Annotated in this window: 17 protein-coding genes and 2 pseudogenes; 5 read left to right on the plus strand and 14 right to left on the minus strand. The window is 61.3% G+C overall.

Annotation, left to right across the window (positions count from 1 at the left end; translation table 11 throughout):
• Window positions 1-328: 328 nt before the first annotated feature.
• Together FJ404_05220 and FJ404_05225 are read left to right on the plus strand one after the other, a co-directional pair.
• The gene (locus tag FJ404_05220) at window positions 329-1,486 is read left to right on the plus strand and encodes an aldo/keto reductase (protein ID MBM3822289.1); all 1,158 of its coding nucleotides are present in this window, start codon (window positions 329-331) and stop codon (window positions 1,484-1,486) included.
• Entirely contained in the window at window positions 1,483-2,115 is a 633-nt protein-coding gene (locus tag FJ404_05225; protein MBM3822290.1) for a sulfite oxidase-like oxidoreductase, read from the plus strand. Before FJ404_05220 ends, FJ404_05225 begins: the two co-directional genes overlap by 4 nt.
• 15 nt (window positions 2,116-2,130) lie before the next feature.
• Here the strand turns inward: FJ404_05225 and FJ404_05230 are convergent, their stop codons facing one another.
• Together FJ404_05230 and FJ404_05235 are read right to left on the minus strand one after the other, a co-directional pair.
• Window positions 2,131-3,627 carry a hypothetical protein gene (locus tag FJ404_05230; protein ID MBM3822291.1) on the minus strand — a complete coding sequence of 499 codons (1,497 nt, stop codon included), beginning with the start codon at window positions 3,625-3,627 and terminating at the stop codon, window positions 2,131-2,133.
• 15 nt (window positions 3,628-3,642) lie between these two features.
• A complete protein-coding gene (locus tag FJ404_05235; protein ID MBM3822292.1) occupies window positions 3,643-4,854 on the minus strand; it encodes a type II secretion system protein GspD in 1,212 nt (403 codons plus the stop codon).
• Between the two features lie 48 nt (window positions 4,855-4,902).
• Between FJ404_05235 and FJ404_05240 the strand changes: the two are divergent.
• Window positions 4,903-4,977, plus strand: a pseudogene (locus FJ404_05240) (DUF2497 domain-containing protein).
• A gap of 881 nt (window positions 4,978-5,858) precedes the next feature.
• Here FJ404_05240 and FJ404_05245 read toward each other — a convergent pair.
• The 12 genes and pseudogenes from FJ404_05245 to FJ404_05300 all read right to left on the minus strand — a co-directional run bounded on the left by FJ404_05245 (window position 5,859) and on the right by FJ404_05300 (window position 16,463).
• A pseudogene (locus FJ404_05245) lies at window positions 5,859-6,563 on the minus strand (hypothetical protein).
• Window positions 6,560-6,886: a hypothetical protein gene (locus FJ404_05250; GenBank protein ID MBM3822293.1), complete on the minus strand. Its 327-nt coding sequence runs from the start codon at window positions 6,884-6,886 to the stop codon at window positions 6,560-6,562. Before FJ404_05250 ends, FJ404_05245 begins: the two are co-directional and overlap by 4 nt.
• 458 nt (window positions 6,887-7,344) lie before the next feature.
• Window positions 7,345-7,884 carry a hypothetical protein gene (locus FJ404_05255; protein MBM3822294.1) on the minus strand — a complete coding sequence of 180 codons (540 nt, stop codon included), beginning with the start codon at window positions 7,882-7,884 and terminating at the stop codon, window positions 7,345-7,347.
• A complete protein-coding gene (locus FJ404_05260) occupies window positions 7,881-9,314 on the minus strand; it encodes a hypothetical protein (GenBank protein MBM3822295.1) in 1,434 nt (477 codons plus the stop codon). The genes FJ404_05255 and FJ404_05260 overlap by 4 nt, the downstream gene beginning before the upstream one ends.
• The gene (locus FJ404_05265; protein ID MBM3822296.1) at window positions 9,311-10,867 is read right to left on the minus strand and encodes a hypothetical protein; all 1,557 of its coding nucleotides are present in this window, start codon (window positions 10,865-10,867) and stop codon (window positions 9,311-9,313) included. Before FJ404_05265 ends, FJ404_05260 begins: the two co-directional genes overlap by 4 nt.
• Window positions 10,684-11,442, minus strand: coding sequence for a prepilin-type N-terminal cleavage/methylation domain-containing protein (locus tag FJ404_05270; protein MBM3822297.1), 759 nt, complete (start codon window positions 11,440-11,442; stop codon window positions 10,684-10,686). The genes FJ404_05265 and FJ404_05270 overlap by 184 nt, the downstream gene beginning before the upstream one ends.
• Entirely contained in the window at window positions 11,400-11,852 is a 453-nt protein-coding gene (locus FJ404_05275) for a hypothetical protein (GenBank protein MBM3822298.1), read from the minus strand. Before FJ404_05275 ends, FJ404_05270 begins: the two co-directional genes overlap by 43 nt.
• Window positions 11,806-12,402 (minus strand): prepilin-type N-terminal cleavage/methylation domain-containing protein, encoded by a 597-nt coding sequence (locus FJ404_05280; GenBank protein MBM3822299.1) that lies wholly within the window; start codon window positions 12,400-12,402, stop codon window positions 11,806-11,808. The genes FJ404_05275 and FJ404_05280 overlap by 47 nt, the downstream gene beginning before the upstream one ends.
• Window positions 12,365-12,823 (minus strand): type II secretion system protein GspG, encoded by a 459-nt coding sequence (gene gspG / locus FJ404_05285; protein MBM3822300.1) that lies wholly within the window; start codon window positions 12,821-12,823, stop codon window positions 12,365-12,367. The genes FJ404_05280 and gspG overlap by 38 nt, the downstream gene beginning before the upstream one ends.
• An 11-nt stretch (window positions 12,824-12,834) precedes the next feature.
• Complete coding sequence (locus FJ404_05290) at window positions 12,835-14,139, minus strand: type II secretion system F family protein (GenBank protein ID MBM3822301.1); 1,305 nt, start codon at window positions 14,137-14,139, stop codon at window positions 12,835-12,837.
• A gap of 11 nt (window positions 14,140-14,150) precedes the next feature.
• A complete protein-coding gene (locus tag FJ404_05295) occupies window positions 14,151-15,872 on the minus strand; it encodes a type II/IV secretion system protein (protein MBM3822302.1) in 1,722 nt (573 codons plus the stop codon).
• 51 nt (window positions 15,873-15,923) lie between these two features.
• On the minus strand, window positions 15,924-16,463 hold the full coding sequence (locus FJ404_05300) for a hypothetical protein (GenBank protein ID MBM3822303.1): 540 nt from the start codon (window positions 16,461-16,463) through the stop codon (window positions 15,924-15,926).
• A gap of 539 nt (window positions 16,464-17,002) precedes the next feature.
• Between FJ404_05300 and FJ404_05305 the strand changes: the two genes are divergently transcribed.
• Both FJ404_05305 and FJ404_05310 read left to right on the plus strand, forming a co-directional pair.
• Window positions 17,003-17,845 (plus strand): glycosyltransferase, encoded by an 843-nt coding sequence (locus FJ404_05305; GenBank protein MBM3822304.1) that lies wholly within the window; start codon window positions 17,003-17,005, stop codon window positions 17,843-17,845.
• Complete coding sequence (locus tag FJ404_05310; GenBank protein ID MBM3822305.1) at window positions 17,803-18,759, plus strand: glycosyltransferase family 2 protein; 957 nt, start codon at window positions 17,803-17,805, stop codon at window positions 18,757-18,759. Before FJ404_05305 ends, FJ404_05310 begins: the two co-directional genes overlap by 43 nt.
• Window positions 18,760-18,824 lie beyond the last annotated feature (65 nt).

Below are 18,824 nucleotides of genomic sequence, written 5' to 3' on the forward strand. Positions count from 1 at the left end.
GCATTGGCCAATCGCGAAGGGCCTGAAACGGGGTTTGATTCATCATCATCCCCCCCTCCCACCCAAGATGAAGGGACCGTTTTCGCATGCGCTTTGCAAGGCAAACACCGGAGGGAGCGAAAGCAATCTCACGGGTCGAAAAAGAAACCCTTCGACCGCCTCCCGCTTCGAATGAAATCTCTGATCAACCAGGGGTCAGGAACTCCGCCACCATGCCCCTTCCCCGCTCCCGAGAATTTCTTCCAAGTCAACTCTTGCCAAATCAAAACCAATTTCCAGGATTGTTTCGCGCGGGGTTTGCCGGTTGGAATGTGCCCCGACACGACTTATGGACATCACCAGAACTGCCTACGGAACCTGGAGTGGCGGACGCTACATGCACTTTGGCGAGCCGCTTTCCGAAGAACGCTTCATCCAAGTCATCCAGCACGCCTACCGGCGCGGGGTCCGCACTTTTGTCACCGCGGACGTCTATGGCAACGGCGCCGCGGATGCCATGATTGGACGAGCCCTGGACGGCCTTCCCCGGGATTCCTACTGCCTCGTCGGGGCGGTAGGACACGACTTCTACTCGGGGAAACGGGACGGTTCCAAAGGTTTCCCCCGCTTCACCCACCCGAGCCTGCGTTCCCCGCGCGACTACGCGGACTATCTGCGCATGGCCACCGAGAAGTCCCTCGAACGCTGCCGCGCCAGCCGCTTTGACACCATTCTGCTCCACAATCCTGATTCCACCGGCTACAGCCACGATGCGGTCTGGAAAGGGATGGAACAGCTTCGCGAGGCCGGCCTCACGGATATGCTGGGAATCGCTCCCGGCCCCGCCAACGGGTTCACCCTCGACATGATTCTCTGCTTCGAACGCTTCGCCCCACTCCTCGACTGGGCCATGATTATTTTGAACCCGCTCGAACCCTGGCCCGGCCGTCTCTGCCTGCCCGCAGCGGTCCAGCATGAAATCAACATCCTCACGCGCGTGGTCGATCATGGCGGACTCTTTCACGACGACGTCAAACCCGGCCATAAGTTCGGACATCAGGACCACCGGGCCTTTCGCCCCGCAGGATGGGTCGAGGCAGGGACTGCCAAGATCGAGCGCATGCGCGATGTCGCTCAACGGCACAACTTGTCCCTCCTTCAGCTGGCCTGTTTGTGGAACCTCGCCCATCCCAACGTCCGGAGCGTCGTCCCCACCTTCATCCAAGAGACCGAAGGCTCCGCCAAGACCATCGAATCGAAACTCGACGAATTCGCCGCCCTTCCTCAGGTGTCCTTGACCGAAACCGAGCGCGATTTCATTGCCGAGATCGGAAACAATAAGGGTTGCATGGCACTGAAAGGCGCGAGCCTCTCCCACACCGGTGAAGCCGAAGCCGATCGCTGGTGTCTCAATGACGACCTGCGGGCCGTGGCCCGGCGCTGGTCCATCGATCCCGCCGCCGAACTCGAATACCTTCACGCCCCCGCCGCAGGCGCTCGCGCATGAAAGAAAGCTACATCGCCGCCAAGGAACGGTGGGCGCGGAAAATGAGCGGCCAAGCCAAACCGCAACCCCGCTCCATCGACCGCCTGCCCCCGGGACAGCGCCAGGTCCACAACTTCCCCGTCCTCGATCTCGGGGTGCATCCCGTCATCCCCCCCGAATCCTGGGAATTGAGAATCCACGGACACGTCGAAACGCCCGTCACCCTCGATTGGGAACGGTTCATGGCGCTGCCCCAGTTCGAAGACGTCAGCGACTTTCATTGCGTCACCACCTGGAGCCAGTTCGACATGGCGTGGAAGGGAGTTTCCTTCTTCACCCTGGCCGAACTGGTGCAGCCAAAATCGACCGCCACCCACGTGTTCTTCAAATCCCACGACGGCTATTCCACGAACAATCCGCTTGAGGTGTGCCTGGACGACGACGTGCTCCTCGCCCACACCTGGAACGAAAAACCAATCTCCAAAGAACATGGCGGACCCGTCCGGGTGATCATTCCGAAACGGTATGCGTGGAAAGGCGCGAAGTGGGTCCGGGAGATTGTCTTCCTCGACCGCGACTTGCTCGGCTTCTGGGAAGTGCGGGGATATTCGAACACCGCCGATCCTTGGAAAGAGGAGCGATTCGCGTAGTCAGCCAGGTCAGCTTCAGCCGCGTGCCAGCGCCTTCAGGTGTGAAATGCGGAAGATCGCGCCCCGCGGCTTGCGGTCGGTACATTCGATGTCCCAGCCGTGGGCGGCGACGATTTGCTTCACCACGGCCAGACCTAGACCCGTCCCTTCACGATGGGTTGTGAAATAGGGCCTGAAAATATCCTGCTTGCGATCGTCGGGCACACCCGGACCGTCGTCCTGAATCTCCATCGCCGCGTGCCCGTTCGTCCGGCTCACCCGCACTTCGATCTCGCCGCCTTCGCCGATGGCCTGCAAGGCGTTGAGCAAAAGATTGAAGAGGGTCTGCCTCAGCAACGGCTCGTCCGCTTCCACCACGAGATCATCGCAAGCCATGGCCAAGCGGGCCTTTTTTTCCTCGATATCGAAGGCCAAAGCACGCGCCACATCGGCGGTCACAGCCGAAAGCCGCACCGGACCCAGCCGCACTTCGCGAGGCCGCGAATAATTGATGAACTCGTTCAACTGCGCCGTCACGCGGTCCGACTCCTCCACGATGGCGGAGGCGCGTTCGAGGATTTCCGAGGGCGCCGCGCGTTCACGGACGATCAACTGGGCGAGACCTCGAATGATGTTCAGGGGATTGCGCGTCTCATGGGCGAGCCCGGCGGCGGCCACATTGAGTTGTTTGAGCTGTGAATTCATCTCGCCTGCCTTGGCCAGGCGAATCTCCAGATCGGCGGACCGCAACACATTGCCCCACGCCAGTCCGAGTCCGGCGCAAGCCGCGGCCGCCAAGGCCGCAATCATGAATCGCAATCGGAGATCGGCCGCGACCGCCTCCCGCACCGAATCCGTGGGCAGCACGATCACGAAGCTATGCAGCCCCTGCTTGGCAATGAGATTCCGATACTCCTCCTCGGACATCCACGGAGGCCGCCCGCCGCGCCCTCGATTCCGATCCCGGAAAGGCCGCGGGTTGGGTGCGTTCGTGACCGAGGGAGCAGCCACGCGCCCAGGCTCGTCTTCCGTCTGGCTCCGCGAAGCTCTCGCGGTGCCGGAGTCGGGTCCAAATGGAGGCGCGGTGGGAAAGTCGGCAACGACGATGGCCTGCCGTTGCTGATTCGTTTCAGAGCCGGGAGTCACTCCGAGATCCACCAGATTGGCGAGGACGAGATTGTCACCCTGCCAAGTCACGCCGGCCGCCGCGTGCTGCGCGGCCTCGTCAAGATCGGCCCGACCCGCAGTCACCACGCTTTCCCCGTTGGTGTTGAGCAGCGTGATGGAGCGGAGATCGCCTCGCTGCAAAAGATCCCGCAAGGCGGATTCCATGCGCTCCTTGGACACAAGCCCGCCCCAACGCCGTTCGGAGCGGATCACGATGCCCAAGGTGGAGGTGATGTCGCGGCCGCGGCTGATCAGGGACTGGCGCGCCCCCTCTCCGACACGTCGGTGCTCGCCCCATTGCCAGGCGAGCACGACCGCCCACACAGCGGCCAGCATCACATAAACCCAATTTCCGCGCGGAGTCATGGCTGGCCGGACCCGCTATTGCGGCGGTGTTGGCTGTGTCTTGCCGCCGGAGTTCTTGCCGGATTTTTTTGCGGCGTTCTGCTTTGCTTTCTGGGCGGCTTTCGTGGTTTCCTGCCCGGGAATGGGGGATTGGCCGTCGAAAAACCGGTTCACTTCCTCATCTTTGAACGATTCCGGTGTCATCTTCAAATTCGAGCTCTCCACCTGCGACATCTTCGCGAGCTCGGACGGATGTTGAATCACAAAGGGCGTCAGGAAGATCAGCAGTTCCGTGCGAGTGTCCGCCTTCACTTTGCGCTTGAACGCGTAGCCCAGGAGCGGGATGTCGCCGATCAAAGGGACCTTGCGATCCTGGTCGGTCTTCTGTTTCTCAATCAATCCTCCGATGACGACCGTGCTCCCGTGCGGAGTCACGACGACGGTGTCGGCGGATCGCTTGTCGATGACGGGCGAATTGACGGTGTCCGAAATCGGAACCGTGCGGTCGCTCAACGAGGAAATCTCCGGAGTCAGGATCATTTCCACCAGCCCATCGGATGTGATGAAGGGGGTGACGCGGAGGATGATGCCAATGTCCTGGTATTGCACGGTGTTGACCGTCTGTCCTTGATCGGTGATGCGCGAGTTCGTGATGAAGGGCACCTCCTGGCCCACGATGATCGTCGCTTGCTGGTTGTTCCGGGCCAGGATGGACGGGCGTGAGAGAATTTCTGTTTTCCCGGCGACCGACAGGCCGCGCAACACCACTTCCAAATCGTCTTTTAGAACTCCGTAAGTGCCTCCTCCAAAGGCTTGCTGCGCGGCGCCCAATCCGAAGTTGGACAGCGCGTTATTGGTCATGCCGGATCGAGGCTTGTGGGTGATGCTTCCTTCCACGCCGAAATCCAGGTTGTCGCCGTGGGTGACCTGGGCGAACACCACCTTGATGAGCACTTGCGGCTTCGGACGATCGAGACTCTTGATGACGGTCTTGATGCGTTCGTTTGTTTCGTCGTCGGTGACGATGATTAACTGCCGCGTCTCCGGATCCGAGGTGATCATCGCGTCACCCACCATCGTGCTGTTTTGATAATCTCGCGCCCCCCCTAAACCACCTCCCCCGGCCCGTGCTCCCCCGGTGGTGGCTCTCGTGGTCGCGCGTTGTTGAGCAAGAGCGTCGACGGTAAACGTGGCCAGTACCACGGCCAGCAACACCATCCGCATCCCCGATCTGCTATTAGGCTTCATGATCAAAAATCCTTTCGCGAATCATTCTCCTCGGGCCCTCAGCGGAACCCGCCTCCACCGCCGCCCCCACCCCCCCCAAACCCGCCTCCGCCCCCGCCTCCGAATCCCGATCCGAACGCGTTCCCTTGTTGTCGGCTGGTGTTTTGCAGCCGGTTCTGCAACGCGTTATTCTGCTGGCTGTTCAGGCTGGTGTTGCGGGAATTCTGCGACTCAAAGAGGTTTCGCAGAACCGTTTCCACTTCCGTCGAATCGGCGTTGTCGAGCGAGTAAACGAACACTTTTTGTTTCCGGGCCGGATTCATATCCAATTGTTCGATCATCTCAGAAATCTGCGGCATCAACTCCTTGGCCGCGCTCACCACCACCGAGGAGGTGCGTGGGTCCGCCACGGCCAGCACTCGTCCCTGGCGTTTCTTCCGTTCGCTGTCGCCCGACGCGGTGTTGTTGCCGCGACCTCCGCCCCCACCGCCGCCAAACGGAAACCCGCCCCTACCCCCGCCGAAAGTAAATCCGCCCCCTCTCGTATCCTGCGTGGTCGCCGTGTCGGGAAAGAGTTCCGACAAGAGTTCCGCCATTTCGGCCGGGTCGGAGTGCTTCAGAGTGAACACCCTTAACTCCGTGAGGTCTTGAACATCCGTGTCCACCGACCGGATCAATTCCTCGATGGTCTGCATGAACTCCTCGGAAGCGTTCACAATGAGGGCGTTGCTGTGTTCGTCCGCGACCGCGACGACCCGCTTGGCGGACGTTTGCGCCGTGCTGTTGCCACCGCGGCCTCCCCCACCCCCGCCGCCGCCACCAGCACCACCTCCTCCTCCAAAACCAGCCAAACCAGCTAACCCGGCCCGGCCCCCGAAACCTCCAAAGCCGCCAAATCCTCCGGCTCCCCCGCCGCGATTGCCCGTCGTGCTGTTGTCCTGGAACAGATCCCGAATCGTGCTTGCCAGGGCCTTGGCATCGGCATAACGCAACGGAAAGACTCGAATCGTGGAAGCTCCTGCGACCGAAGTATCGAGCGCGGCGATGATCTCGGCGACGCGGCGGATATTGACCTGGGTGTCGGTGATCAGAATCGCGTTGCCGCCTTCGTTGGAAGCCACTGACGCGGTGGCCGGCATCAAAGTTTGCAGGTCGCGCAACAATTGCGGGGCGCTGATGTAGCGCACCGGAAGGATTTGCGTCACCATTTCCTCGTTCTTGGGTATCGAGTCCGGATTGCTGCCCGACTTGACCGGCACATTCTTCTTCTTGGCGTCGTCCTTCGACAAAACAGTCAAAGTGCGCCCCTCGCGCATGACCGCATAGCCGTTCTTGTCGAGCACCTTGGCCAGGAGTTCGATCGCTTCCGTGCGGGTCAGGGGTTGATGGCTCCAGATGTCCACGTTCCCCTTGACCTGCGTATCCAGCACGATGATGAAGCCCGCGGCCTCGCTCAAATAGTTCAACACCATGTCGAGCGGAACGCCTCGAAAATTAAGGCGAAGCTCCGCCTTCTCGGCCTCCTTGGTCTCGGCGGCCCCCGCGCGCTCAGGCTCGAGGGTGTTACCGCGCCTGGGCACTCGCCGGTCGCGTGCTTCATTGCCCTCCGCCGCCCCCTCGCGAACCGCCGAGGGGCGGGCGCCGCGGACAGACGGTTCGGATTCCTGGCTTCGGACAGCCTGCGGCAGTGCCATCAGTCCGCACACAAGCATCAGCATCGTGGTTTTCATGGGTTCAATTCCTTTTGTCGTTTCTCAAGCAACCGTTTCAAAATGTCGTTTTCTCCCCCACTCGACGCGGGGGCCGCGGGAGCGTCGGAGGACACCGGGACCACCTCCGCCTGGGATGGCTTGGACCATGCCCCCTGATCTTCCCGCTTCATCTGTTCACCCACTTTCATCTCAAAACCGGCCCCGTCCTTTTCCAACTTGACCCCCGAAGGCTCGATCGCTTTGACCCTAAATCCAGCGATCGAATCGCCCACCTTCGCGGGCTTGCGATAGGAGGACGCGGCACTCACGAAAAACGCCACGGGACCCTTGTCGTAGCTCATCGTGCCCCCGAGGGAAAACGTCTCAACGACCGGTGTCCGCCGCGCGGGGCCGTTCGTGGAACGTCCGGCACGGGGTCCGCGATTGGCGTTAAAAATATTTTTTCCAAGGAGGATCTTGAAGGCGTCGAGGCCGGCAGAACCATTCGTCGCGGAGGTCGCCTCGGAAGAGACGGCATGGGTGGTGGAAGGCTCGGCACCCGCTCGACGGTCGCGTCCACGGTCTCGGTCCCGATCTCGTGATCTCCGCCCAGATTCGAGATTCGTGGACCCGGCTTCTACGACCTGGAGTGCGCCTGGAGCCTCGGACTCTGCGGCAGCCGCGTTCGATTCCAAACCCCCGAGAAGAATGGACAACAGGGGCAGCAAAAGAATCCGGATCGGGCATCCCCGAATTGGGATCGAAGATCGCCTGGTGGCCGGGAGAGCCCGTTTCGACAAAGGGTGGCAAAACGTCATGTTCAAGGCTTTCGTTCCAGAGGTGCGAGGCGCAGTCCGCTCACCACCAGGGCAAGGGCGATTTGGCTGCCTTCGGGATCACGCGAGGTCAATTCAAGCGATTCGATGCGCAACGCCATGGGAGATCGCTCGACCTCATGGATGAACTTCGTCAACGAGGAAAGCGATCCCGCCGCGTCGATCCGGCATTCCAAGCTCGAGTAATCCTCAGAGGCTCCGCGTTTCCATTGCGGGTGAAGGGAGATGCCCACGGAGGTTTCATCTGACCACTGATAGAGGGACTTCAGCAACTCCTGCTCGGCTTGGGAAACATTCGCTGGAAGCGTGTTCTTCCGCATTTCATTCCAACGGCGATTCGTTTCCTGCTCCCGTTCGATCAGCATCGAGCCATTCGCAATGGACTTCCGAAGTCCATCGATCTCTTCCGTCCGCTTCTTCCAGGTCGCGGCCAGGGGCGAAAGGACCAGCTTGTCGGCCGCAAACAGGGCGACCACGGCGATAGCGCCGACGGCTAGGAACTGTTGTCGTTGAGAGGGAGTCATGGTGTCGAGGCCTCCCCCCACTGGAAGGTAAAGGTGAATTGCATCGGTGCTTTGCCTCCAATTTGACCGACTTGTACCTGGGCCACGTCTTTCATGCCACGGAGTTTTTCAATCGTTTTGAGCAAAGAAGCATGGTCCTTCGCGGTGCCGGCCACCGTCACGCGCTGCGCATTCTGAATGTCGATGCTCTTGGCGGAGACGCTGCCCTCGTCCGGAAACGATTCCGCCAGCCTCTTCATGACCGCCAGATGATCGGGCTGCGCGCTGAACCACGGACGGAATTTGCGGATCACGGTCTGCGTCTCCTCGATGCCACCCACGCGGGACTTCATTGCATTCCATTCGGATTGCAGCGACTGCCATTGCAGATACTGTGCTCCAAAAGCCACGAGCGCGAGAACCAACAAGGCGGCGCCTGCCGCACCCACACCCGCCAGACGCTTGCCGGAATAGCGCGCCGCCCACTTTTGCATCCAAGTCGCCCGCGGAGGCAGAAACTCGAGTTGCCCCTCCATTCCGGCGAGATACTGGCCGGCCAGGGCAAGCTCAGGTGTCATCGGCGGCCTGGACGAGAGTTTCAACCCATGAAGGGATCCGCCCTGGAATTCCTCGTAAGCGACGCGCAGTCCCAAAGACTGAACGGCTGCGGGCAATTCATCCGCGAGTTCGCGGCCCCCCGGAGCCTTTCCCGTCAAGCGAAGTGTGTTCAGCCGAGACCGCAATTCTTCGGGCAATGCGCGGAGGGTGATCCGCAATTCCCGGGCGAGAAGTTCGGCTTGCCACCGCCGCCGGCCACCTTCCTCATCCACCAACCCGTCCAAAACGCGCAGGGCGACAATGCCGCCGGCAGCTCCCACCAGAACCTCCGCACGCTGATCATGCAGCAGGATGGTGATCTGTCCACTGCCGTCGGCGGGGACCACTTCCGGCAAGGCCGTGAGCGAGGGTCGGAATCCCTCGGGCTTGAGCCCCGCCGCCTCCAAGCAGGCCTCCAGTTTCGCGACATACTCTCGTGGAACACCGAACTGGGTGGCAAACTTGGCCCCCGGCCCTGCCGACATCCTTGAGGACGCCACGACCAGTTCTGAAACATCCCTCGCGAAGCTCCGCTCGGCCTCGAGGGCCAGGAACTCCGCCACGTCTCCTTCCTCGATGTCAGGAACCCGAGTGTGCAGAGCCAGCACCCAGGAGGCAGGCAGGTTCACCACGCATCGGCGCTCCTTCACCCCGGCGGCATCGAGCACCTTGCGAATCTCCCGTCCCACCAGCTCAGGCTCGTTCTTCAGCAAATCCATGGCCAGCGGTCCTCCGCCTTGCTCCCGGATCTCCAGCGTGGAGCCCGACCGCCGGATCACGACTGCGCCGAGTCTTCCGTGGTCCAGGTCCAGTCCCAGCAATGGATGGGCCCTTGTTGTCATCGACTTCGTCATCGTCTTGCCTGTCGTTGGTTGTGCAATCGTTCGCGGGTCTCCACGCCTAGCGCCCAACCCAATGAGGTCAAGTCCCGCTGATACATTACCCTGGGCTCGCTGCCACTGTTGTCGAGCACGTAACGAATCCTTCGATATCCCCGGGCGTGACGCCCCACGGCGGCAATATCGACACTGAATTGATGGCTTTCCCCGGTCAAAAAGCGTCCGGCTCGAATCGCGCCCTGTTCATCCAAAACCTCGGTCACCCAGGCCATGGAATTCAATCGATTCGGATTGGCCATGCGAAAGGCCACCAACCCGGGCGCTTTCTCGGGTCCGATGCCTGGCACGCAACTCAACACGGCCTCGCTCGCCGTGTTCACGTTGATCAGCCCGGTGGCTCCATTTCCCGTCGCCACGGTTAAATTGGTTTGAATCTGGGCGAATTCGTCGGCGGTCATGCGACTGCGCACGTAGAATTCGAGCACGCTATTGAAGTTGCCTCCCCCGGCGAGCGCGGCTTGCAGTTCACGCCCGCGATCCTCCCCAAACTTTTCCGTCAACAACCGCGTCAATTCCTGCCGGCCCGTGTTGAGATGGATGCGGCGGCTTCCATCCGGCAGGGTCAGCGGCTCGTTCGAAGACACGGTCACATACTCGAACAACCCGGCGTCGAGCCTTCCGTCGCGATTGTCGTAGGGAGGCGACTGATCCCCATCGTCCTCATTGGGATCCAGGACTCCATTCAAATTAAGGTCCTCTCCAAAAAGAACCTCCAGTTCGGCTCCCGCCACGAGGCGGAGTTCCTCCAGCGATTCAAAGGGGGCATTTTTGCACCGGCGGGGAGGCTGAAACCGCGCATACACTTCGTTTTCAGCCCCGTTTTCCGAGGGCTCCGAATCGGCGTCCCGCCAATCCACGATCGCGCCAGCCAACTGGGGCGTCATGCCCGGCAGTGCTTCCAGCATCGCCGCGGTGGCGGTATTCAGGTTCAGCTTCGACGCTTCATCCACCACCCCAAACACCGGCTCATCCAGGCGCCGAGGACGATCTCCACGCCCGATGAACCAAAACAACGAATCGCCAACCGGAACTTCCTCCGGACGACAATCCCGCGGGTCCGGCAGCAATCCGTTCGTCCCATATTGCACCAAGTAGTGCTGAAGGTAACGCAAACCGCCCTGAATCGCATACTCGGCTTGAAGACCCGCCACGCGCTGATCCGCCGCCTTCAGCTCATGGCTCGTCGATTGGGCGAAATACAACGCGAGACTGACCAACCCGAACGCAACCCAGAGCACTAGAATCAACACCGAACCGCGCTGCGAATACCCGGCGCTTCCCCGCCCTGCCCCCGCCATCGTTTGGAAGGGAGTATGCAAACGCTTCATGATCCCCCTCCCCCCGCGGAGCTGGTGGTATTCGTCGTCGATTGCACCAGGATGGCGGAGACCACCTCGATGGGTTCGGCCACCGGCCGGCCCCGTTCTTCTTCGGGGCGCAGGAAGATTCTGACTTTCACGCCGAGGGGAAGATTGGTGCTCTGCGTCGTGTCCCAAACCTCGGACCATTCGTATCCGTTGTAAAACAGCGCGACCGCATGCTCCACATTCTCAAGCAAGACCGCCGTCTCCAGGTCTTCCGTGGTCACCGGCAGCAGGTTTCTGCTGGTCACCCGCACCAAATCAAAGCCCGGTGCCGGAGGGGTCGGGTTCGCTAAAAAATACGCGACCTTCTGGACCTCGCCGTACGGACTCCACTCGTCGATCGAACCCGTGGTGGTGTAAAGGTCGGGCGTCACGCGGCGGCCCGCGGCGTCCATCAGACTTCCACTCGAGGTCGTGAGGGTTTGGAACGTGCCCGACAACACGCCTCCCGGCAGCATCAACCCGGAAAGGTCTCGCCGGATCAACGCGATCGTCTGTTCGAGGGGCAACGCTCGTTGGGCCGCCTCCGCCGCCTTGTTCCGCAATCGCAGGGTCGCAAAATACACGCCATTGATCGCGACGAGCACGACCGCGAACACGGCCAGGGCCAGCAACAATTCCAGGAGCGTAAAAGCCGCCCGCCCCCGCCCGCTGGCTTGCGGTCGAATCCCCGCTTTCACAGTGTCCCTCCTCGGCTGGAGGTCGTCACCCCCAGGAATGTTTCCGGATCAACCAGCGTCGTCAGCGTGGCGTCATACTCCTGTCCCTGGGCGTCGAAAAACACCTGCAGGGTCACTTCGGTCAAGTTCTCGAACGGCCAGGGCTCGGTTCGCAATCGCCACCGGTACTCACGACCGCCCTCCCGCACCATCCCGCTCTGAGTTGCGGATAAAAGTTCGCGCGTGGCGATCATTTCCTGAAGCAATCGGTCGCCAATGCGGGCGGCCGCCGAGCGCCTCTCCCCCACCTGGCCCGCCAGACCGGCGACGCGAACGGCCTGCACAGCGACCGGAATGACGATCGCCATGAACAGCAACGCGGCCAGCACCTCGGCCAGCGTGAATCCCGCGCTCGCTCGTCTCTCAACGCCGAAGCCGGATCCGCTGCATCTGGTTGGTTTGAATTTCATAACTCAGGCTACTGCGGGTCAGCCCGATTCGCACTTCACTGTTCTCGCCTTCGCGAAACACCACGCTCTCCGGACTCGACATCGCAATGAATCCGTCGGGCGTGAATACCATGGCCGGAAGTAATCCCATCACGGGCCGGGCCGATTCCCGGCTTGACCGGCTTACCGGCGCCTGGAAGCCGCTCCGACCTAACCGCTCGACTTCCATCACAACGTCCTTCCCCAATTCATATTCCACCGCGCTCTCATCCTCGCGCCGCTCGAATCCGCTCTGCCTGGTCAATCCATAGCGCCGCTCTTTTTCGTCCATCCACAGCACCATCGGCACTCCTTCCCCCGTCGCCCGGCTCTGCGCGTAACGTGTGAGGGAAAGAAACCGCCGGGCTTCGGAGTCCGGTCCACGCCCCTTGAAAAACCGGGCCAATTGCGGAGCGGCGAGCGAAGTCACCACGGTCAACAGCGCCATCACCAGGATCAATTCGATCAGGGTGAACGCCGCGCCCGCCCGCCGCTCAACGCGACTTGGAGCTGCTCCAGTTGGTAATGTCATCTTCACTGCCCGCCTTGCCGTCCGGACCGGGCGACATCAAGTCATAAGAAGTGGGATTGTTCCTGCCGGGGCACTCATAGACATACGCGGCGCCCCACGGATCCACGGGAATTTCGTTCTTGAGATAGGGCCCCTTCCAGCTTTGTGCGTCGCGCGGCGCCGTCACCAGCTCCTGCAAGCCGTTTTTCCCCTTGGGATAATAGCCGTTATCAACCTCGAAGGCGTCCAAGGCTGTGCCAAACGTGGCAATCTGCGATTTCGCGGCCGTGACACGCGCTTGTTCTGTGCGTCCCGAAAACTTCGGAACCACAATCGCCGCCAGCACGCCCAAAATGACAAGCACCAGCAGCAGTTCAATGAGGGTGAATCCGGCGCGAGACGCACGGTCCGTCTGAAGACGGGGTTTGGAGGATAGGCGCATAATCGAAAAGTTCACTTCACATGGTCCTGCAGGCTGAAGATCGGGATCACCATGCCGATAAAAATAATCCCGATGAAACCCGCGATGAAAAAAAGCATGAGGGGCTCAGCCAAGGCGACCGCCGACTTCAACTGCCGGTCCAGATCGCCCTCCGTAACCTGGGCCAGCCTCACCAGTTCATGGTCCAGCTTCGCGCTCTCCTCCGCCACCGAAATCATTTCCAGCGTCGAGCCATTGAACAAGACGCGGCATTGGCCCAAACTGCCGGCGAGCGATTTCCCCTCCTTCACACTGTCGATGGACGCCGCGACGGCATCGACCAGTATTTGATTCCCGATCGACCGGCGTGCCACGTTCAACCCCCCGATCAACGGCACCCCGGCGCCAAGCAGCGTGCCCAGCATCCGGCAAAATCGCGCCATCGCAAACTGAGCGACCAGACTCCCGATCACCGGTATTCTCAAGATGGCCCCCTCCCAAACGCGCCGCCCCCGCTCGGAAAGAAACCAGCTGCGAACGAGGTAGCCGACCAAGGCCAGGCCCAAAGCGATGAACAACCCGTAGCCGCGCATGAACTCGCTGACGGACACGATCAACTGCGTCAATAACGGCAGCTTGGCGCCAAAACCCGCAAAGATGGTCTGAAAGCGCGGAATGAAAAAGACGAGCAGAAAGATCAAAACCGCCAGCGCGAGCACGAGCAAAATGGTGGGATACAACAAGGCGGTCATCACCTTGCCGCGCATCTCCTTCTCGCGCGCTTGAAAATCCGCGATCTGCCCCAGCACGACGTCCAAAAATCCACCCGTCTCCCCGGCCTCCACCATCGCCACATAAACCCGCGGGAATACCCCGGGCGCCTTGGCCATCGAGTCGGTCAGCGAGACGCCGTCCACCACGGAATCATGAATCTCTTTCCACTGGGCGCCCGCAGTCGGTGAAGCCGCCTCGCGCTGCAAAATCACCAACGCCCGGCTCAAAGGCACTCCCGCCGCCAGCAAGCTCGAAAGCAACCGGGTGAAATTCTCCAAAACCCTCGCCGTAATCTTCTGGCTTCCCAGGCTGAACGACCCGGGCTTCAAGGCCGGAGCCGGATCTGCAGCCGGGGCCGTCCGCTTCTCGGGTCCCCGCCCGCCCGCCGGCAATGCCCCCGACTTGGCCGCAGCCTTGCCCATGGCGGATCGCTCCGCCAGCTTGAGAGGCCGCAGCCCCATCGCCTCAAGCTGTTTGAAGGCCTCCTGGCGTCCGCCTGCCTCCAGTTCCCCTTCACGGGTGGACCCGTTCTCAGCCAGTCCTTTGTAGGCGAAATACGGCATAACGAGGGCGCCTAAGCGTTCGCTTCGGATTCCGCGACCGCCAGCATGGGGCTTGTGTCCCCCGAGGCGTCCCCAACGGATTGATCTTTCGTAACCCGCAGGACCTCCTCAGGCGTGGTGTGCCCCAGGCCCACCAGCCGCCATCCATCCTCGGCCAGCGTCCGCATGCCCGATCGCACCGCGGCTTCCCGAATCTCGCCGCTCGAGGCGTTCTTCAAAATCAATTGCCTCACCTCGAACCCCGCATCCATCCATTCAAAGATCGCGCGCCGCCCGTGATAACCGGTGTTGCGACATTCGCGACAACCCACCGCCTTGAAAACGGCAGCCTCAGCCGCCAAACCCGCGGAGATTTTGAACGACGCCGTCGTCGGGGAGCAGTCCGCCACCTTGCAATGCGGACACAAAACGCGAACCAGGCGCTGGGCGAGCACCGCCTCCAGCGACGAAGCCACCAGGTAAGGCTCGACCCCCATGTCCACCAACCGGGTCAACGCACCCGGTGCGTCATTCGTGTGCAAGGTCGAAAACACCAAATGACCTGTGAGCGAAGCTTGCACCGCAATCTGAGCCGTTTCCCGATCGCGAATTTCACCGATCAACACCACGTCAGGATCGTGGCGCAAGACCGCCCTCAGCCCGCGCGCAAAAGTAAGACCCGCTTTCTCCGAGACCTGAATCTGATTGATGCCGCGCAGTTGATACTCGATCGGATCCTCGATGGTGATGATCTTCCGGACCGCGTCGTTGATCTCGTTCAGCGCCGTGTAAAGCGTGGAGGTCTTGCCGCTCCCCGTCGGCCCCGTCACGAGCACGATGCCGTGCGGCAATCCCAACACACGGCGAAAACTCCGGAGCGGCCTCGCGTCCAGCCCCAATTCATTCATGCCTCGCAGCGTTGAATTCTGCCTCAACAAACGCATCACCACCGCCTCGCCATGAAGCATCGGAATCACCGACACGCGAATATCCACTTCAGCCTCGTCGATGCGGACCTTGATGCGGCCGTCCTGTGGGAGCCGTTTCTCGGCAATGTTGAGATGACTGAGAATCTTGACGCGTGACACAATGGCCGGCTGGAAGCGCTTGATCTGCGCCGGCACCGGAACCTCCTGCAGCACACCGTCAATGCGATAGCGAATGCGAAGTTCGTGCTCGAAAGGTTCGAGGTGAACGTCGGACGCTCTCAACTCAATCGCGTCTTTCAACACCTGGTTGACGAAACGGATGATGGAGGCGTCCTCGGCAGCGTTGTCGAGATTCGTGCCCTCTTCTTCCCCTTCGCGCACCACCTCGAGTCCGGCGGCCACATCCAGGGTGTCAATGGTGTCCGCCCCGACACCGAGGCGCTTCTTCATTTCGCGCTGCACCGCTTCCCGCGGCGCCAGCACCGGCTCGAGCCGAAGCCCGGTCATCGTCTTGAGCGCGTCCAACCCCTCGGTGGCAAACAGACGGCTTGTGGCAATCTCCACCCACCCATCCACGCGCCTCAGCGGAAGCAGCTCTTCCTTCAGCAACAGCCGGGCCGGGAAAAGGGAGAGGACCTGTTTGTCCGGCTCCACATCTTCCAGCGTCGTGAACTCGAGCTCGTATTCGTCCGCCAGCCAGCGGAGGACGCTTTCCTCGGTCGCCGCCAGGCCCCGGCCAGACCGCACGGAGCTCAGGGCGAAGGCCCGCGCGTCCGGCTCCGTCAACTGCCGTCCGGCGACCAAACGCTCCAGGAGCGCTCGCAACTCCGCACTCTCGATGTCAGGCAGAGGCATGGGAAAGGCGAACGAGGCGGATTAACGGAGCAATCCGTTCATGACCGCCACCGCTTCTTGACGCACATTCAGAACTTTCTTCAGTTCCTCTTGCGCCGCTTCCAGCTTGGCTTCATTGGCCTTCCTTGCCTCGCGCAGTTTGGCGAGCAGGTTCTTGATCTCCTGAGCCGGAGCCTTGGCTTCAAGAGCGGCCCGCAGCGCATCCGACTCGGGATTCCCACCGCCCCATCGCCGGCCACCCCCATCGCCGCCACCATCGCCACTCCGCGCACCGCCCCGCCCCCCAAACATCGCGCCCATGCCACTGTTGCTGATCCGCAATTCCGCAACCTTGGCAATCCGCTCGGAAATCAACTTCCATTCGGCGTCATCCGGAACCTCCATCTGCTCCCGATAACGGTCCATCATGCGCTGGCGCATTTGCTCGGGATCGAAATTGCCACGACCCTGCCCAGGCTGGCGCTGTGGTTGCTGGTCCTGAGCCGAAACCGGCACAGCGCTCAGGCCGATGCCCAAGACCATCATCGCAGCCATGGTGGTGAATTCATGCAAGAGTTTCATAGACTTGATCTTCATTGTGTTTTGATTCGAACGACTACCGGCACAGAACTACTCCTCGTGACGAATACATCACGGGTTTGGTTACACCTCTCGCATTCGCCGTGCCACAAGTCCTCTTTGAATTGGAATCTTTAAAACCACCTTCTCCCCCCACGCCTTCCAATCCTTATCAATCTCTATGCAAAACCCTTGTTGAAAACACGTTGCACATGACCGTCACAGGATTCCGTCGAAGTCCATCGTTTCGTAGATTGAATCGGTGGCGAACCCCAACCGCATCCACCCCAGGTCCATGCGATCCTACCTCCTGCTCCCCGCGCAAGTTATGCTCAACCGACACCCCCGCACTGCGCAACTCTTGCGCACAAGCCAAGTCTCAGACTCCAGGTCGATTTCGAACCAAGCCAACGCTCTTGAACTCCTGAGATCTCTTCCAAGGCTGCCACAAGAAACAATCCCTCACGATGGCTCTCCGTTGATTTCGCCCTTCTAAACCTGAAGCCTGCTTTCTAGATTGGCCGCCGGGCTCCGCCCCCACGATGCCAACTGACCACGGCTCTTCCGCCCGCGACGCCAAACTTGCCAGCGTGCTCATCGCAGCTCGCAACGAATCACGCCACGTCGAGAAATGCCTTCAGTCCCTTCTTGCCCAATCCTATCCCCATATCGAAATCATCGTGATCGATGACGGCTCGACCGATGATACCGCGCAACGCGCCCTTCAATCGGGGGTTCGTGTGCTGTCCCAACTTCACTCGGGCAAGGCCAGGGCCCTCGCCGCCGGCGCCCGCATCGCCGCCGGGAAGGCCCTGCTTTTTCTCGATGCCGACATGATCTTCGACCAGGATTATGTCCGGCATCTCGTCACCCCCATCTTCTCCGCTGAAACGGTCGGCACAGCGCATGCCATCGAACATGTCGCGAATCCGGAAAACCGCTCGAGCCGCTGCTGGCAGCGGCAAGCCGGTCTGCCTCTCACCGAGCGGCTCGTCATCGGCGACGAAGAGTTTCGAAAGGGAAGCCAGGTGTTTCGCGCCGTCGAATCCGCCGCTTTTCACCGGGTGGGCGGCTTTGATGACATCGGCTACTTGGACGATCAGACCCTCGCCCCCAAACTCGGGTGCCGCGCCCTCTGGATTCGTGAAGCCATTTGTTCCCATTACAACGTGGAATCGCTGGCGGAGGTCGCCGCCCTCGGACGCTGGGCTTCCGTCGCCCTGGCGCGGGAAAAAGGGGTTGAGGCGAAGCGGAGGTTCCTTCCCCCTGTCATCGCTTTGCGCGCCCTCCTGAATACGGTGCGCCTCGGCCCGGCCATGGCCGCTTACCGCTGCGCTTGGGAATGGGGCGCCTGGACCGGCCTGCGTCACCCGTCAACCCCATGAACCGCACCACCTCCGCCGTCGTGCTGAGCTATGAGCGGCCAGCCATGCTGCGCGCTTCCCTCGAGTCCTTGCAGGCGCAGTCCCCCCCCCTCGACGAAATGATCGTGGTCAACAATCCAGGCCCGCGCTCGCCCGAAATCGATGACGTGCTCGCCTCCTTCCCCTCCTGCCGCATGATCCGGCCATCTGAAAATCTGGGGTTCACCGGCGGGATGAACCTCGGACTCCGCGCAGCCTCCGGACACTGGGTCTATTTCACGGAGGACGACATGATCACCCGGCCCGGCTGCCTAAGTGCCCTGCGGGAATGCATGGAACGTCATCCGGATACCGGCCTGGCAGCGCCGGTGATGTTCCGGCGCGGCACCCACGAAATCCACTCGGCCGGATGCCGGCTTCATCTGGGGTCCGTTTTCCGACAGGAAGGCTTGGGCCGGGAAACCTGGCAAACGGCCGTCGCGCAAGGAACCGTCGAAATCGATTTCGCCGGGGGATCGGCCCTGTTCGCCGAACGTCAGCGAATCCTGGACTGCGGCGGCTTTCACCCGGACTTCTTCATGTATTACGAGGACGCGGAACTCGCCCTGCGGCTGAAACGCTTCGGATTCAAGGTCCGATTGTCGGGCCACGCGGCGGTGGAGCATTTCGATCCGCCCCCCTCCGCGTTCGACCCCGGACTCGAGTTTCACAAAATGAAGAATCTGGTCGCGCTCTATGCGCTGCATGGACAGCCCCACGTCTGGCCGATTTTCTTTTTGCGCTACGCCCTGATTCAACCGCTTCGGATTTTTCGAGAGCATCCTCGCCGCGCGCGCACGATGTGGCGTGCCTGGGCACGGCAACTCTCCCGCTTGCCGGCCTCCTTCGCGCTGGAGCGCGAATCGTGGCCGCCGCTCCCCCATCGGGCTTCTTGATCATTCCCTCCCCCGCACCCGCCAAACCACCGCGCAACAAATTTTGCGCGCCCTATACCAAGGGA

The organism is Verrucomicrobiota bacterium, from assembly GCA_016871495.1.
Lineage (GTDB): Bacteria > Verrucomicrobiota > Verrucomicrobiia > Limisphaerales > VHDF01 > VHDF01.

Bases quoted from the DNA above. Each gene is read 5' to 3' on its own strand.
- FJ404_05260 (MBM3822295.1), bottom strand. From the start codon at position 9,314: ATGACGAAGTCGATGACAACAAGGGCCCATCCATTGCTGGGACTGGAC.
- FJ404_05300 (MBM3822303.1), bottom strand. From the start codon at position 16,463: ATGAAACTCTTGCATGAATTCACCACCATGGCTGCGATGATGGTCTTG.
- FJ404_05250 (MBM3822293.1), bottom strand. From the start codon at position 6,886: ATGAGCTACGACAAGGGTCCCGTGGCGTTTTTCGTGAGTGCCGCGTCC.
- FJ404_05290 (MBM3822301.1), bottom strand. From the start codon at position 14,139: ATGCCGTATTTCGCCTACAAAGGACTGGCTGAGAACGGGTCCACCCGT.
- FJ404_05280 (MBM3822299.1), bottom strand. From the start codon at position 12,402: ATGACATTACCAACTGGAGCAGCTCCAAGTCGCGTTGAGCGGCGGGCG.
- FJ404_05235 (MBM3822292.1), bottom strand. From the start codon at position 4,854: ATGAAGCCTAATAGCAGATCGGGGATGCGGATGGTGTTGCTGGCCGTG.
- FJ404_05255 (MBM3822294.1), bottom strand. From the start codon at position 7,884: ATGACTCCCTCTCAACGACAACAGTTCCTAGCCGTCGGCGCTATCGCC.
- FJ404_05220 (MBM3822289.1), top strand. From the start codon at position 329: ATGGACATCACCAGAACTGCCTACGGAACCTGGAGTGGCGGACGCTAC.
- gspG (MBM3822300.1), bottom strand. From the start codon at position 12,823: ATGCGCCTATCCTCCAAACCCCGTCTTCAGACGGACCGTGCGTCTCGC.
- FJ404_05225 (MBM3822290.1), top strand. From the start codon at position 1,483: ATGAAAGAAAGCTACATCGCCGCCAAGGAACGGTGGGCGCGGAAAATG.
- FJ404_05230 (MBM3822291.1), bottom strand. From the start codon at position 3,627: ATGACTCCGCGCGGAAATTGGGTTTATGTGATGCTGGCCGCTGTGTGG.
- FJ404_05265 (MBM3822296.1), bottom strand. From the start codon at position 10,867: ATGGTCCGAGGTTTGGGACACGACGCAGAGCACCAATCTTCCCCTCGG.
- FJ404_05310 (MBM3822305.1), top strand. From the start codon at position 17,803: ATGGGGCGCCTGGACCGGCCTGCGTCACCCGTCAACCCCATGAACCGC.
- FJ404_05305 (MBM3822304.1), top strand. From the start codon at position 17,003: ATGCCAACTGACCACGGCTCTTCCGCCCGCGACGCCAAACTTGCCAGC.
- FJ404_05275 (MBM3822298.1), bottom strand. From the start codon at position 11,852: ATGAAATTCAAACCAACCAGATGCAGCGGATCCGGCTTCGGCGTTGAG.